Source organism: Comamonas terrigena NBRC 13299 (assembly GCF_006740045.1).
In the GTDB taxonomy this organism is placed as follows: Bacteria; Pseudomonadota; Gammaproteobacteria; order Burkholderiales; family Burkholderiaceae_C; genus Comamonas; species Comamonas terrigena.
Genome location: NZ_AP019749.1, coordinates 3,926,397 through 3,939,983 on the forward strand (window position 1 = coordinate 3,926,397; position 13,587 = coordinate 3,939,983).

The following is a 13,587-nucleotide window of genomic DNA, read 5'->3' on the forward strand; positions in this document are numbered from 1 at the left end:
GAGTCCTCCATGCTGCGCATCACCCTGGCCCAACTGAACATGACGGTGGGCGACGTCTCCGGCAATCTGCGCAAAATGGAAACAGCCGCACGCCAAGCCCACGAGGCCCAGGCAGACCTGGTGGTGTTTTCCGAGCTGTCGCTGTGCGGCTACTACCCCGAGGACATGCTGGACGAGCCGGCCTTCCTGGCCCGCTGCGCGCGCGGCCTGCAGGAACTGCTGGCCGCCACGCGCCAGTGGCCCGGACTGTGCTGGGTGGTGGGAGCCCCCACGCCCGCCCACGGCCCGGGCAAGCGCCTGCACAACAGCCTGCTGGTGCTGCAGGACGGCCAGGTCAAGCTGCAGTACGACAAGCAGCTGCTGCCCACCTACAACATCTTTGACGAGCGCCGCCATTTCGAGCCCGGGCGCGATGTGGCCAAGGTACTGCGCGTGGGCGATGCCCAGGTGGGCTTTCTGATCTGCGAAGACGGCTGGAACGACAGCGGCAGCGACTATGCCGTGAACCCGTTCGAACGCATGGCCGACGCCGCCCCCGACGTGGTGGTCAGCATCAATGCCAGCCCCTCCAACGTGGGCCGGCGCGAACAGCGCCACCAGGTGTTCAGTGCCGCCGCGCGCCGCCACGGCCTGCCCATCGTCTATGTCAACCAGGTGGGCGGACATGACCAGATCGTGTTCGACGGTGCCTCGTTTGCCATCGAGCCCGCCAGCGGCGTGGTGTTCGAGGCCGAGCGCTTTGCCGAGCACATCACCACGCTGCAACTGCACCGCGGCTGTTTCTCCCTGGGCAATGGCACGCCCACCCGGCCCGTGCCCGCGCAAGGCCTGTCCACCATGGCCTTCTACCGCGCACAGACCCGGCTGGGCCTGCGTGACTATGCCCGGCGCTGCGGTTTTCGCAAGGTGGTGGTGGGCAGCAGCGGCGGCATCGACAGCGCGCTGACCCTGGCCCTGGCCGCCGAGGCGCTGGGACCGGAGAACGTGACCGCCATCACCATGCCCAGCCGGATTTCCAGCAGCGGATCGGTGGACGATTCGGTCGCCCTGTGCCGCAATCTGGGCGTGGAACTGATCCACCACCCCATTGCAGCCCAGGTCGATGCATTTGCCCAGCAGTTCCAGGCCAGCTTTGGCGAACCGCTGGGCGGCCTGACGCTGGAGAATCTGCAGGCCCGCGTGCGCGGCACGGTGCTGATGGAGTACTCCAACTGCTATGGCCACCTGCTGCTGACCACCGGCAACAAGTCCGAGCTGTCGGTGGGCTACTGCACGCTGTATGGCGACACCAACGGCGGCCTGGGCCTGCTGGGCGACCTGTACAAGACCGAGGTGTTTGCGCTGGCACGCCACATCAACGAAACCCATGGCCGCGAGGTGATTCCGCAGACCATCATCGACAAGCCGCCATCGGCCGAACTGGCACCGGGGCAGACCGACCAGGACAACCTTCCGCCCTACACGCTGCTGGACGCCATCCTCAAGCTGCTGATCGAAGGCAACGGCCTGTCTGCCGCCGAGCATCTGGCGGCGCAGGAGACCGTGAACATGCTGCGGGCCACCCCCGAGGGCAAGGCCATGGTCGAGAAAGTCCGCCACCTGCTGCACCGCAGCGAATACAAGCGCCACCAGACCCCCCCGGTCATCCGCCTGCGCCAGCGTGCGTTCGGCAGCGGCCGGCAGATGCCGATTGCAGCCAGCTATGACTGGAGCGAATGACGGCCGCCCTGCCCTGCCTGCCGCGCCGGAGTGGGGAGAAAGCCCCATTCCGGTCTGCGCAGGCATCTATCAAAATTGCAGCAGCCCGTGCGCCAGCAGACTGCAACTGCACCGAAAATAGCGCCCAACCGAGACCGCCTGTGCGGCCACCCCCCGTTGTGGTGGGCGTGACCGCACCGCCCCTGGAGACCCTGCCATGACGACCGCACCAAAAGCTGCTCCCCACACCGCCGTGCTGATCGGGCGCTTCCAGCCTTTTCACAACGGCCACCTGGCCTTGCTGCAACAGGCACTGGCGCGCGCCGAGCAGGTGGTGGTGGTGCTGGGCAGCGCCGGCCAGGCTCGCAGCCCCAAAAACCCATTCACCTGGCAGGAGCGCGCGGCGCTGATCCTCGCGTCCCTGCCCAACGCCGACCAGGCCCGCGTGCGCTGCCTGCCCATGCGCGACTTCTACGACGAGCCCCGCTGGGTGGCCGCCGTGCGCGCCGGCGTACAGGCACTGGTGCCACCGGGGGGCCGCATTGCGCTGGTGGGCCATTTCAAGGACGTCAGCAGCGACTACCTGGCACGCTTTCCCGGTTGGGAGCTGGCCAGCCTGCCGCGCCAGGGCGACTTTGACGCCACCCCCGTGCGCGATGCCTACCTGGGCACGCCCACCGCCGAACTGGCCGCCCTGTGGCCCGCACTGGAGACGCAGGTGCCGCCCGCCGTGCTGCGCTTTCTGCAGGAATGGGCGCGCACGCCGCAGTACGCGGAAATCCAGCAGGAATGGCAGATGATCCGGGGCTACCAGGCCGCCTGGTCCAACGCGCCCTACCCGCCGGTGTTTGTGACGGTCGACGGCTTTGTGCGCTGCAACGAACACCTGCTGCTGGTGCAGCGCGGCCATCGCCCCGGCAAAGGCCTGTGGGCCCTGCCCGGCGGTTTTGTGGAGCCGCGCGATACGCTGTGGCAATCCTGCCTGCGCGAGCTGCAGGAGGAAACCCTGTTCCCGCTGAGCGAGACCCAGCTGCGCGAGCGGCTGCAGGGTGTGGAAGTGTTCGACCACCCGGACCGCAGCCTGCGCGGGCGCACCATCACCCACGTGCATGCGCTGGACCTGGGCGACGCCCCGGGCGCCGCTCTGCCCGCCGTCACCGGCGGCGACGATGCGGCCCTGGCCCGCTGGGTGCCCATCCAGGACCTGCCGTCCATGGAGTCCCAGTTCTTCGAAGACCACTTCCATGTGGTGCGCCGCTGCATGGAGCGCTTTGCCGGCTGGGAGATGCCGGTGCAGCCGCTGCACGCTTGAAGCGCGGGCGATCCAGCCCGCCCCAGGGCCAACCGGCCCTAAAACCCCATTCAATTTCATAGCTGCGTGCACAGATACCATCTGCGCACGCAGCTATTTCTTTCCTCTTTTTTTCATGTCACAACTGAACATCCGCCCGGCCACCATCGCTGATACCGACACCATCCTGCGCTTCATCCGCGAGCTGGCCATCTACGAAAAAGCCGAGCACGAGGTGCAGTCCACCCCGGCACACATCCACCGCACGCTGTTTGCGGCGCAGCCTACAGCCCATGGCCTGATCTGCGAGCTGGACGGCGCCCCCATCGGCTTTGCCATCTACTTCTTCAACTATTCCACCTGGCAGGGCCAGCATGGGCTGTATCTGGAAGACCTGTATGTCACGCCCCAGCAACGCGGCGTGGGCGCTGGCAAGGCCTTGCTACAGCACCTGGCCCGCATCGCCCTGGACAAGGATTGCGGCCGTTTCGAGTGGAGCGTGCTGGACTGGAACGCCCCGTCCATTGCGTTCTACGACAGCCTGGGCGCCAAGCCCCAGAGCGAATGGATTCGCTACCGCATGACGGGCGAAGCCCTGCAGCAGCTGGCCCACGGCCCGCAAGCCCCGGCACTCTGATCCCTCCGGGGCGCCAGACAGCGGACCGGCAGGGCCGTCAGAACGATATGGCCATGCCCGGCACATCCACACGGATCAGCGGGCGCTGCAGCACCGCAGCGGCCGCACGGCCGAAGGTCTCGCGCCAGACGGCATCGCCCTGCAGTTGCCGCTGACCGGCACGGGCCACCACCAGCACCTTGTCTGCCAGCAGCACCTTGCCGCTGGGACGCAGCGGTTCGCACTCCAGTGCGGTGAACTGCTCGTCCAGCCAGCGGCGGCCGTCTTCGTTCGCCATCGCTGGCACATGGGTCAGGTCGATACGGAGCTCCTGCCCCGCAGCCAGGTTGATGATGACTTCGTGCTGCATAGTGCGCCTTTCGTTCTCACAAATCGGGGATGATGGACGCTGCTGCGCCCGCCATGGCCTCAGCCCGGTACCGGCCCGAACCAGCGCCAGACGGTCGGAACACGGCCCGGAGGGCATCTGCGCAGTGTCCATGAAAAAAGGAGCCGCCTGGATGGGCAACTCCTTGTTTTCAGGGCAATCACTGATGGAAATCAGCGTAGCACAGGCGGTTGAAGCTCTGTTTTTCAGAGCAAAAGTCGCCCCCGCTACATTCAGGCGGCCACCAGGGCCTGCTCGGCTTCCGCCAGCACGCTGCGGCGGGCTTGCACGGCGTCGGCCAGCACCTGCAGCGTGGACAGGGTGTCGTCCCAACCGATGCAGGCATCGGTGATGCTCTGGCCGTAGGCCAGGCCGCAGGCGTCGTCCTTGCCCGGGGTGAACTTCTGGGCGCCGGCCACCAGATGGCTTTCCAGCATCACGCCGAAGATCTGGTTCGAACCGCCACGCATCTGGTCGGCAATGTCGGCGGCCACATCCTTCTGGCGCTCGTGCTGCTTGGAACTGTTGGCATGGCTACAGTCCACCATCAGCGTGGCCGGCAGGCCGGCCTTTTCCAGGTCGGCACAGGCGGCGGACACATGGGCAGCATCGTAGTTCGGGGTCTTGCCGCCGCGCAGGATGACGTGGCAGTCCGGGTTGCCCGAGGTGTTGACGATAGCCACCTGGCCGTTCTTGTGCACCGACAGGAAGTGGTGGCCACGGCTGGCGGACTGGATGGCGTCGGTGGCAATGCGGATATTGCCGTCGGTGCCGTTCTTGAAGCCGATGGGCGCCGAGATGCCCGAGGCCAGCTCCCGGTGCACCTGGCTTTCGGTGGTGCGGGCTCCGATGGCGCCCCAGCTGATCAGGTCGCCGATGTACTGGGGCGAGATCACGTCCAGGAACTCGCTGGCCGCCGGCACGCCCAGGCGGTTGATGTCGATCAGCAGCTGGCGCGCAATGCGCAGGCCTTCGTCGATGCGGTAGCTGCCATCCAGGTAGGGGTCGTTGATCAGGCCCTTCCAGCCCACGGTGGTGCGGGGCTTTTCGAAGTACACGCGCATCACCACTTCCAGGCGGTCCTTGTACTGCTCGCGCACCACGGCCAGGCGGCGGGCGTATTCCAGTGCGGCGGCGGGATCGTGGATGGAACAGGGGCCCACAATGACCAGCAAGCGGTCATCCTGGTTGCGCATGATGCGCTGGATGCTGTTGCGGGTGCCACTCACCAGGGTTTCCACGGCCGTGCCGTCGATGGGGAAGAAGCGGATCAGGTGCTCGGGAGGGGGCAACACGGTAATGTCCTCAATGCGTTCGTCGTCGGTCTGGCCAGTCTTTTCAGTCTTTTGCACAGAGCGATACCAAGCGTCGCCGGAGGAGGTGTGGTGAGCGTTCATGTCAGCCTCGTGGTCCTGTTGGATGTGTGGAAAGTGAAGGGGTGAAAAAAAACCGCCGGGCTTTTCAGCTTCGGCGGTTTTTTGGGAGGTGTTCGTGTGTGCGAGCGCTTGCCTCTCATCCGCCTGGGACCGAGAACCAAAAGTAAAAATAGAAAGCGCTGCGTACTTGCATAGCGGTTGAATGTAGCACCGCTCATGCGGCAGCGCAACACCCGCCTCATCCACCAACGCAGGAAAATTCCGAAAAACCCAATAAAAAACGCCACACCGTTTGCACAGCGCAGCGTTTTGCATGATCTACACAGGAATCCTGCAAAATTTCAATAATTAAGCGGTACCACCCACCGTCAGTCCGTCAATGCGCATGGTCGGCTGGCCCACACCCACTGGCACGCTCTGGCCTTCCTTGCCGCAGGTGCCCACGCCGCTGTCCAGGCGCATGTCGTTGCCGATCAGGCTGACCTTCTTCATGCACTCGGGACCGTTGCCCACCAAGGTGGCGCCCTTGACGGGGTACTGGATCTTGCCGTTTTCCACCCAGTACGCCTGGCTGGCCGAGAACACGAACTTGCCGCTGGTGATGTCCACCTGGCCGCCCCCGAAGTTGGTGGCGTACAGGCCCTTCTTGATGGAAGCGACGATTTCCTGCGGATCCTTGTCGCCACCCAGCATGTAGGTGTTGGTCATGCGCGGCATGGGCAGGTGGGCATAGCTTTCGCGGCGGCCGTTGCCGGTGGGCTTGACGCCCATCAGGCGGGCGTTCATGGCGTCCTGCATATAGCCCTTCAGGATGCCGTCCTCGATCAGCACATTGGCCTGTGAAGGGCAGCCTTCATCGTCCACGTTCAGCGAACCGCGGCGGTCGGTCAGCGTGCCGTCGTCCAGGATGGTGACGCCCTTGGCGGCCACGCGCTGGCCGATGCGGCCGCTGAAGGCACTGGAACCCTTGCGGTTGAAGTCGCCTTCCAGGCCATGGCCTACGGCCTCGTGCAGCAGCACACCCGGCCAGCCCGAGCCCAGCACCACGGTCATCATGCCGGCCGGTGCGGGGCGCGATTCGAGGTTGACCAGGGCCTGGTCCACGGCTTCGTCCACGTACTGGGCGATCTGTTCGTCGCTGAAGTACGCCAGGCCGAAGCGACCGCCACCGCCAGACGACCCCACCTCGCGGCGGCCGCTCTTCTCGGCAATCACCGTCACGGACAGACGCACCAGCGGGCGCACATCGGCGGCCAGCGTGCCATCGGCACGGGCCACCATGACCACGTCGTACTCGCTGGCCAGACCGGCCATCACCTGCACGATGCGCGGGTCCTTGGCACGGGCCAGTGTTTCGACCTTGCCCAGCAGCTCCACCTTGGCGGTGCTGTCCATGGATGCGATCGGGTCCAGACCGGCGTACAGCGTACGGCTGGGCGCGATCTTGGCCTTGGGAATGCGCACCTTGCGGCTTTGTGTGGCCGAGGAAATGGCGCGCACGGCCCGCGCTGCGTCCAGCAGCGAGGCTTCGGAAATATCGTCGGAGTACGCGAAAGCGGTTTTCTCACCGCTGACCGCACGCACGCCCACGCCCTGGTCGATGGAGAAGGAGCCGGTCTTGACGATGCCCTCTTCCAGGCTCCAGCCTTCCGCGCGGGTGTACTGGAAATAGAGGTCGGCGTCGTCCACCTGGTGGGCGCGGATCTCGGCCAGCGCAGCGCCGAGGTGGCGCTCGTCCAGCCCAAAAGGTTCAAGCAGCAGTTGCCGGGCCGTGGCCAGGCGCTCGATGGTGGGTTCGCGGGAGATCATGGCAAGCATTGTAGGCAAGCCACCATGCCCCCGCCCCGCAACAGGCCGCTGGGCGCCGTGCGGCACCCGGTCTGCGCGAACCAGCGCTGTCAGGCGGTCTGGTCGTCCAGCGCCGCTTCGGGCGCATTGGCCTGCACCGAGGCAATGCCGGCATCGCGCGCCGACTCGCTGGAATACATCTGGCTCTGGCCGATCACCTGGCCGTTGGTGGCCTTGAGGGTGAAATACGGCGATCCGTCCTTGGCCTGCAGCTTGTCAAAGCGCGCCACATCGGCCGCGTTCTTGCGCACCGAGGCAATGCCGTTGCTGGCACTGGCCTTGGCCTCATAGACCTCGCTGGTCAGGATGACCTGGCCGTTGCCGGCCAGCAGGTTGAAGCTGAACTTGCCGTTCGAGGTCTTTTTCAGGGCGAATTTGGCGGCCATGGGCATTGCTCCTCACAACTGGACATGAAAAAACCGCCGTGCGAACTTCCCACCAGAGAAATCCGACACGGCGGCCTACCAGTTGTACTCCAGCCCATCGCGGCAGGCAAGAGCCTGTCACCGGTCCTGGCAATCCTTCACAAACGCGAGCCGACTTCCTTGGGCACGTTGCGCTGGTGGCGGGCCACCGACATCAGCACCCCCAGCGCCAGCCCCAGCGTGACCATGGCCGTGCCGCCATAGCTGACGAACGGCAGCGGCACCCCCACCACCGGCAGGATGCCGCTGACCATGCCCATGTTCACAAAGGCGTAGGTGAAGAAGATCATGGCCACGGCCGCGCCCATCAGGCGCGCGAACAGCGTGTTGGCGTGCATGGAAATCGCCAGGCCGCGCCACACCAGCAGCAGGAAACCGATGATCAGCAGGCTGTTGCCCAGCAGCCCGAACTCTTCGGAGAAGGCCGCAAAGATGAAGTCGGTGGTGCGTTCAGGAATGAATTCCAGGTGGGTCTGTGTGCCGGCCATAAAGCCCTTGCCCCAGACGCCGCCGGAGCCGATGGCGATCATGCCCTGGATGATGTGGAACCCCTTGCCCAGCGGATCGCGCGTGGGATCGAGCAGCGTGCACACACGGGTGCGCTGGTAATCGTGCAGAAAGTACCAGCTCACGCCATCGGCGCACAGCGTGGGTTCGTTCCAGATGATCAGCGCAATGCCCACCACGCCCAGCACCACCGGCGGCACGATCAGCTTCCAGGACAGCCCGGCAAAAAAGATCACCGCCAGCCCTGCGGCCATCACCAGCAGCGAGGTGCCCAGGTCCGGTTGCTTCATGATCAGGCCCACGGGCACCAGCAGCAGCACGAAGGCGATCACAAAGTCCATGGCCCGGCGCTGGCCCTCGCGCATCTGGAACCACCAGGCCAGCATCAGCGGCGTGGCGATCTTCAGCAGCTCGGAAGGCTGGATGACCACCCCCACATTCACCCAACGGGTGGCCCCCTTCTTGGTGATGCCGAACAGCAGCACGGCCACCAGCAAGGCGACGCCCAGCGTATACAGCGGCACGGCCAGCAGCATCAGCCGCTGCGGCGGCACCTGGGCCACCACGAACAGCAGGCCGGCGGCCAGCAGCATGTTGCGGCCATGGTCCACAAAGCGCGTGCCATGGTCATAGCCGGCGGAATACATGGCCAGCAGACCGATACACGCCAGCAAACCCACGCACATCAGCAACGGATAGTCGAAGTTGCGAAACAGCGGCACAAAGCGCTGCAGCAGGGAAGGTTTGTCGATTTCGGCGGCCATAAGCCCGCCATTATCGCGGGGCGGCTGCGCCCTGCACCGGCCAGGGGGCACCCTGGCTGTCATCCCTCCCTGCGGCCCAGCGGCTACCATGCAGGGATGGCGACCACCACCCATCTGCTGTACCTGCACGGCTTTCGCTCCTCCCCGCAATCGGCCAAGGCCCAGGCCATGGCGGCACATGTGCACCACCACCACCCGGACGTGCACTGGTGGTGCCCGCAGCTGCCGCCGTCCCCCCGGGAGGCCATGGAACTGGTGGCCGACGGCGTGCGCGACTGGCCGGCAGACCAGATGGCGGTGATCGGCTCCTCGCTGGGCGGCTTCTATGCCAGCTGGGTGGCTCACCTCAAGGGCTGCCCCAGCGTGCTGATCAACCCGGCCGCCTACCCCGACCGCGACCTGGAGCGCTATATCGGCGAGCACAGCAGCTGGCACGACCCGGAGACCCGCTTTTTCTTCCGCCCCGAATACATTCCCGAGCTGCAGGCCCTGGGCCTGCACGGCAAGGCTCCGGCCGGGCGGGAGCTGGGCCTATTTGCCAAGGGCGACGAGCTGCTGGACTGGCGTGAGATGCTGGCCCGCTACCCGCTGGCCGAGCACATCCTCATCGAAGGCAGCGACCATGCGCTGAGCGGTTTCGAGGCCTATATCCCCGACATCTGCGACTTTCTGCAACTGGCCTGAACACGCAGCCCGTCATCCCCCGTGGTGCCACTGCGACGAAAGGGCAAAGCCGGCATGGGAAAATACCGGTCATGCACGCATTGTTTGAAGACGCCGGCAAATTCCTGGCTGGCCGTATCCTGTCCGAGGCCGAGTCCTCCTCCCAAATCGAGCTTGGCACCGGCAAACGGGTCAAGGTCAAGGCTGCCAACATCCTGCTGAAGTTCGAAAAGCCCGAGCCGGCAGCACTGATGGCCGAGGCCGAAGCCATTGCCGTCACCGTGGAGCTGGACCTGGCCTGGGAATTCGCCCCCGAAGAAGAGTTCGGCTTTGCCGACATTGCGCGCGACTATTTCTCCGACAACGCGCCGCTGGCCCAGCAGGCCGGCATGCTGTTCGCGCTGTATGGCGCCCCCCACTACTTCCGCCGCGCCGGCAAGGGCCGCTTCAAGAAGGCGCCGGCCGAAATCCTGCAGCAGGCCCTGGCCGCCATCGAGAAGAAAAAGCTGCTCCAGGCCCAGATCGACGGCTGGGCGCAGGAACTGGTGGCTGGCACCTGCCCGCAGCCGATCCGCGAGCAGCTCTACAAGATCCTGTTCCGCCCCGACAAGAACGCCCCCGAATACAAGGCCGTGGTCGAGGCCAGCCGCAATGCCCAGAAAGCACCGCTGGACCTGCTGCAGACGGCCGGCGCCATCGACTCGGCCTACCAGTTCCACTGGCAGCGCTTTCTGTTCGACAACTTCCCCAAGGGCACGGGCTTCCCGGCCATCACCGCCCCCCAGCCGCCGGCCGATCTGCCGCTGGCCGATGTGCAGGCCTATTCCATCGACGATTCGATGACCACCGAAATCGACGATGCCCTGTCCGTCCAGGGTCTGGGCAGCGGCAAGGTCACGCTGGGCATCCACATTGCCGCGCCGGGTCTGGCCATCCAGCCCGGCTCCGAGCTGGACAAGCTGGGCCGCAACCGCCTGTCCACGGTCTACATGCCCGGCTACAAGATCACCATGCTGCCGGACGAGGTGGTGCGCATCTACACGCTGGACGAAGGCCGTGCCAACCCCGCCGTGTCGCTGTATGTGACCTATGACGAAACCACGTTCGAGGTGCTGGCCAAGGAAACCAGGCTGGAACGCGTGCCGGTGGTGACCAATTTCCGCCACGACAAGCTGGACCACATCGTCACCGAGGAATGGCTGAGCGACAGCAGCCTCGAGGTCGAGAACACCCCCGCCAACCTGCTGGCCGTGCGCGACCAGCTGTCCTTTCTGCACAAGCTGGCGCGCCACCTCAAGGCCGAGCGCGAAGTGGTGCGCGGCAAGCCCGAGAACTTCTCGCGCCCCGACTACACCTTCCGCCTGGAAGGCAATGGCGACGGCGAGCCCAACGGCAGCGAAAAGGTCAGCATCACCGTGCGCAAGCGCGGTGCCGCGCTGGACCTGATCGTGGCCGAGGCCGCCATCGTCGCCAACAGCAGCTGGGGCCTGATGCTGGCCGAGCACGGCGTGCCCGGCATCTACCGCAGCCAGGCCAGCCTGGCCCCGGGCGTGAAGGTGCGCATGTCCACCAAGGCCCTGCCCCACGCCGGCATCGGCGTGAAAGCCTATTCCTGGGCCACCTCGCCGCTGCGCCGCTACACCGACCTGGTGAACCAGTGGCAGATCATTGCCTGCGCCCGCCACGGCGCCACGGCCGCACTGGCTGCACCGTTCAAGCCCAAGGATGCCGAGCTGTTCGGCATCATCAGCAGCTTTGATGGCGCCTACAGTGCCTACAACGGCTACCAGGCCGGCATGGAACGCTTCTGGACGCTGAAGTACCTGGAACAGAACGGCATCACCGAACTGGAAGCCGCAGTCATCAAGGACAACGGCCCCGCCGGGATGCTGGTGCGCGCCGACACGCTGCCCCTGGTGATCTCGGTGCTGGGCGCGCAAAACCTGCCGCGTGGCGCCCGCATCCGCGTGAAGCTGGGCGAGATCGACGAGATCACGCTGGACATCCACGGCACGGTGCTGGAGCGCCTGGACGACCCGGATGACACCAGCGACGACGCACCGGTGGACGAGGTGTCGGAAGAAGACGACAACGTGGCCGGCCCGATCGCCATTGCCGTGGATGTAAACGACAGCGAAGGCGCCAGCGCCGATAATCCCGCTCCGTGACCCTGCCTGCCGCCCTCCGCTCCCTGTCCCCCCTGTCGATTGCACTGGGGGTCTCGGTGGCCGTCCACGCGGTGCTGCTGAGCGTACGCTTTGTGGCGCCCGAGCAGTTCAACCGCGTGTTCCAGGACACCCCGCTGGAGGTGATTCTGGTCAACGCCCACACCCAGGAACGGCCGGAAAAAGCCCAGGCCATTGCCCAGGCGGCGCTGGCCGGAGGCGGCGATGCGGCCCAGGGCCGGGCCACCAGCCCCATGCCCTACTCGGCCATCACGGCCATTGGCGATGATTTCGAGAACCGCCAGCGCGAGATCGACGCCATGCAGGAGCAGCAGAGCGTGCTGCTGACCCAGCTGCGCAAGCAACTGGCCACGCTGCCGCAGCAGGACCCGACCCCACAGGCGTCCAGCAAGCAGGCGGCGCAGGAACAGGAACGCCGCCAGCAGTTGGTCAAGCTGCTGGCCGAAATCGAAAAGCGGATCAACGAAGAAAACGCCCGCCCCAAGAAACGCTACATCAGCCCCGCCACGCGCGAGGAGGTCTACGCGGTCTACTACGACGCGCTGCGCCGCAAGGTGGAAGACAAGGGCACCGAGAATTTCCCCGAGCAGGCCGGCAAGAAACTCTATGGCGAGCTGACCATGATCCTGACCGTCAACCACGACGGCAAGGTGCTGGCCACCGAAGTGGTGCAGGGCTCGGGCAACCGCCAGCTCGACACCCGTGCCGAGGCCATTGCCCGCGCCGCCGGCCCCTACGGCCACTTTGGCCCGGCCATGCGCGCCAAGGCCGACCAGATCGCCGTGGTGTCCCGCTTCAAGTTCACCCGCGACCAGACGCTGCAGACCGATGTCCGGTGAGCGGCAGACCACCCCGCTGCGCGGCGAACCCCAGCCGTTTCGCCGCCGCCCCATGCCTGCCCGGACACTGCGGCCCTGCCCTGTTTTCCGGATTTCACGCTGCCCGTTGGCCAGCGCCCACACATGACTGCTGCTCCTGACTCCTACTGCGTAATGGGCAACCCCGTGGCCCACAGCCGCTCGCCCTGGATCCACGCCCGCTTCGCCGCGCTGACCGACCAGGCGCTGCAGTACGACCGCTGCCTGGCGCCGCTGGACGGCTTTGCCACGGCACTGGCGGGCTTCGCCGCCGCCGGCGGCCAGGGCTGCAACATCACCGTGCCTTTCAAGCTGGAAGCCGCCCAGGCGGCCGCCCGGCAGAGCCCGCGCGTGGCGCTGGCCGGCGCGGCCAACACCCTGGCCCGGCAGAGCGATGGCAGCTGGTATGCCGACAACACCGACGGCCTGGGCCTGGTGGCCGACATCACCCGCAATGCCGGCGTGGCACTGGCCGGCAAGGACATTCTACTGATCGGCGCCGGTGGCGCCGCGGCCGGCGTGCTCGGCCCGCTGCTGGAGCAGTCGCCCCGCCGCATCGTGGTCTGCAACCGCACGGCGGCCAAGGCCGAAGCGCTGGTCGCCCAGCATGCGGAACTGGCAGCACGCCAGAACGTGGTGCTGCAGGCACAAGCGCAGCAGGCGCTGGACGGTGACTTTGACGTGGTCATCAATGGCACGGCCGCCAGCCTGCAGGGTGCGGGCGTTCCCGTGCCGGCCACGGTGCTGCGTCCCGGTAGCCTGGCCTACGACATGATGTACGGCCCCGCCGCCGCCGCGTTCCTGGACTGGGCCGCGCTGCACGGCGCCACGGGCCGCGACGGCCTGGGCATGCTGGTGGAACAGGCCGCGGAATCCTTCGCGCTGTGGCGCGGTGTGCGCCCGCCTTCGGCCCTGGTGCTGGCCGAACTGCGCGCCCTGCTGGCCACCGAAGCCGCCCACTGAGCCAG

The 13,587-nt window shown here is 66.3% G+C and carries 12 protein-coding genes; 7 read left to right on the forward strand and 5 right to left on the reverse strand.

Annotated elements, in window-relative coordinates:
• The first annotated feature begins 9 nt into the window (after positions 1-9).
• The 3 genes from CT3_RS17835 (at position 10) to CT3_RS17845 (ending at position 3,626) form a co-directional block, all read left to right on the forward strand.
• Positions 10-1,719 carry an NAD+ synthase gene (locus CT3_RS17835; RefSeq protein ID WP_066537719.1) on the forward strand — a complete coding sequence of 570 codons (1,710 nt, stop codon included), beginning with the start codon at positions 10-12 and terminating at the stop codon, positions 1,717-1,719.
• Positions 1,720-1,915: 196 nt separating this feature from the next.
• On the forward strand, positions 1,916-3,010 hold the full coding sequence (locus CT3_RS17840) for a bifunctional nicotinamide-nucleotide adenylyltransferase/Nudix hydroxylase (RefSeq protein WP_066537722.1): 1,095 nt from the start codon (positions 1,916-1,918) through the stop codon (positions 3,008-3,010).
• A 115-nt stretch (positions 3,011-3,125) separates the two neighbouring features.
• Positions 3,126-3,626, forward strand: a complete 501-nt coding sequence (locus CT3_RS17845) for a GNAT family N-acetyltransferase (RefSeq protein ID WP_066537732.1) — start codon at positions 3,126-3,128, stop codon at positions 3,624-3,626.
• A gap of 37 nt (positions 3,627-3,663) precedes the next feature.
• On the opposite strand, the gene CT3_RS17850 is transcribed toward CT3_RS17845, so the two are convergent.
• The 5 genes from CT3_RS17850 to rodA all read right to left on the reverse strand — a co-directional run bounded on the left by CT3_RS17850 (position 3,664) and on the right by rodA (position 8,913).
• Entirely contained in the window at positions 3,664-3,975 is a 312-nt protein-coding gene (locus CT3_RS17850) for a hypothetical protein (protein ID WP_066537735.1), read from the reverse strand.
• A gap of 251 nt (positions 3,976-4,226) precedes the next feature.
• On the reverse strand, positions 4,227-5,390 hold the full coding sequence (locus tag CT3_RS17855) for a 3-deoxy-7-phosphoheptulonate synthase (protein ID WP_066537738.1): 1,164 nt from the start codon (positions 5,388-5,390) through the stop codon (positions 4,227-4,229).
• A gap of 327 nt (positions 5,391-5,717) precedes the next feature.
• Entirely contained in the window at positions 5,718-7,178 is a 1,461-nt protein-coding gene (gene tldD / locus CT3_RS17860; RefSeq protein WP_066537833.1) for a metalloprotease TldD, read from the reverse strand.
• An 89-nt stretch (positions 7,179-7,267) separates the two neighbouring features.
• Positions 7,268-7,603: a YegP family protein gene (locus CT3_RS17865; protein WP_066537844.1), complete on the reverse strand. Its 336-nt coding sequence runs from the start codon at positions 7,601-7,603 to the stop codon at positions 7,268-7,270.
• A 137-nt stretch (positions 7,604-7,740) separates the two neighbouring features.
• The gene (gene rodA / locus CT3_RS17870) at positions 7,741-8,913 is read right to left on the reverse strand and encodes a rod shape-determining protein RodA (RefSeq protein WP_066537740.1); all 1,173 of its coding nucleotides are present in this window, start codon (positions 8,911-8,913) and stop codon (positions 7,741-7,743) included.
• A gap of 96 nt (positions 8,914-9,009) precedes the next feature.
• Here rodA and CT3_RS17875 point away from each other — a divergent pair, with 96 nt between their 5' ends.
• The 4 genes from CT3_RS17875 (at position 9,010) to aroE (ending at position 13,582) form a co-directional block, all read left to right on the forward strand.
• The gene (locus CT3_RS17875; RefSeq protein ID WP_066537742.1) at positions 9,010-9,597 is read left to right on the forward strand and encodes a YqiA/YcfP family alpha/beta fold hydrolase; all 588 of its coding nucleotides are present in this window, start codon (positions 9,010-9,012) and stop codon (positions 9,595-9,597) included.
• Between the two features lie 71 nt (positions 9,598-9,668).
• Positions 9,669-11,744 (forward strand): ribonuclease catalytic domain-containing protein, encoded by a 2,076-nt coding sequence (locus tag CT3_RS17880; protein ID WP_066537744.1) that lies wholly within the window; start codon positions 9,669-9,671, stop codon positions 11,742-11,744.
• Positions 11,741-12,601, forward strand: a complete 861-nt coding sequence (locus CT3_RS17885) for an energy transducer TonB (RefSeq protein ID WP_066537747.1) — start codon at positions 11,741-11,743, stop codon at positions 12,599-12,601. The genes CT3_RS17880 and CT3_RS17885 overlap by 4 nt, the downstream gene beginning before the upstream one ends.
• A gap of 123 nt (positions 12,602-12,724) precedes the next feature.
• Positions 12,725-13,582 (forward strand): shikimate dehydrogenase, encoded by an 858-nt coding sequence (aroE, locus tag CT3_RS17890; protein WP_066537750.1) that lies wholly within the window; start codon positions 12,725-12,727, stop codon positions 13,580-13,582.
• Positions 13,583-13,587 lie beyond the last annotated feature (5 nt).

What these genes read in the sequence shown, in the direction of transcription:
- CT3_RS17835 (WP_066537719.1), top strand. Translation starts at nt 10, where the DNA reads ATGCTGCGCATCACCCTGGCCCAACTGAACATGACGGTGGGCGACGTC.
- CT3_RS17840 (WP_066537722.1), top strand. Translation starts at nt 1,916, where the DNA reads ATGACGACCGCACCAAAAGCTGCTCCCCACACCGCCGTGCTGATCGGG.
- CT3_RS17845 (WP_066537732.1), top strand. Translation starts at nt 3,126, where the DNA reads ATGTCACAACTGAACATCCGCCCGGCCACCATCGCTGATACCGACACC.
- CT3_RS17850 (WP_066537735.1), bottom strand. Translation starts at nt 3,975, where the DNA reads ATGCAGCACGAAGTCATCATCAACCTGGCTGCGGGGCAGGAGCTCCGT.
- CT3_RS17855 (WP_066537738.1), bottom strand. Translation starts at nt 5,390, where the DNA reads ATGAACGCTCACCACACCTCCTCCGGCGACGCTTGGTATCGCTCTGTG.
- tldD (WP_066537833.1), bottom strand. Translation starts at nt 7,178, where the DNA reads ATGATCTCCCGCGAACCCACCATCGAGCGCCTGGCCACGGCCCGGCAA.
- CT3_RS17865 (WP_066537844.1), bottom strand. Translation starts at nt 7,603, where the DNA reads ATGGCCGCCAAATTCGCCCTGAAAAAGACCTCGAACGGCAAGTTCAGC.
- rodA (WP_066537740.1), bottom strand. Translation starts at nt 8,913, where the DNA reads ATGGCCGCCGAAATCGACAAACCTTCCCTGCTGCAGCGCTTTGTGCCG.
- CT3_RS17875 (WP_066537742.1), top strand. Translation starts at nt 9,010, where the DNA reads ATGGCGACCACCACCCATCTGCTGTACCTGCACGGCTTTCGCTCCTCC.
- CT3_RS17880 (WP_066537744.1), top strand. Translation starts at nt 9,669, where the DNA reads ATGCACGCATTGTTTGAAGACGCCGGCAAATTCCTGGCTGGCCGTATC.
- aroE (WP_066537750.1), top strand. Translation starts at nt 12,725, where the DNA reads ATGACTGCTGCTCCTGACTCCTACTGCGTAATGGGCAACCCCGTGGCC.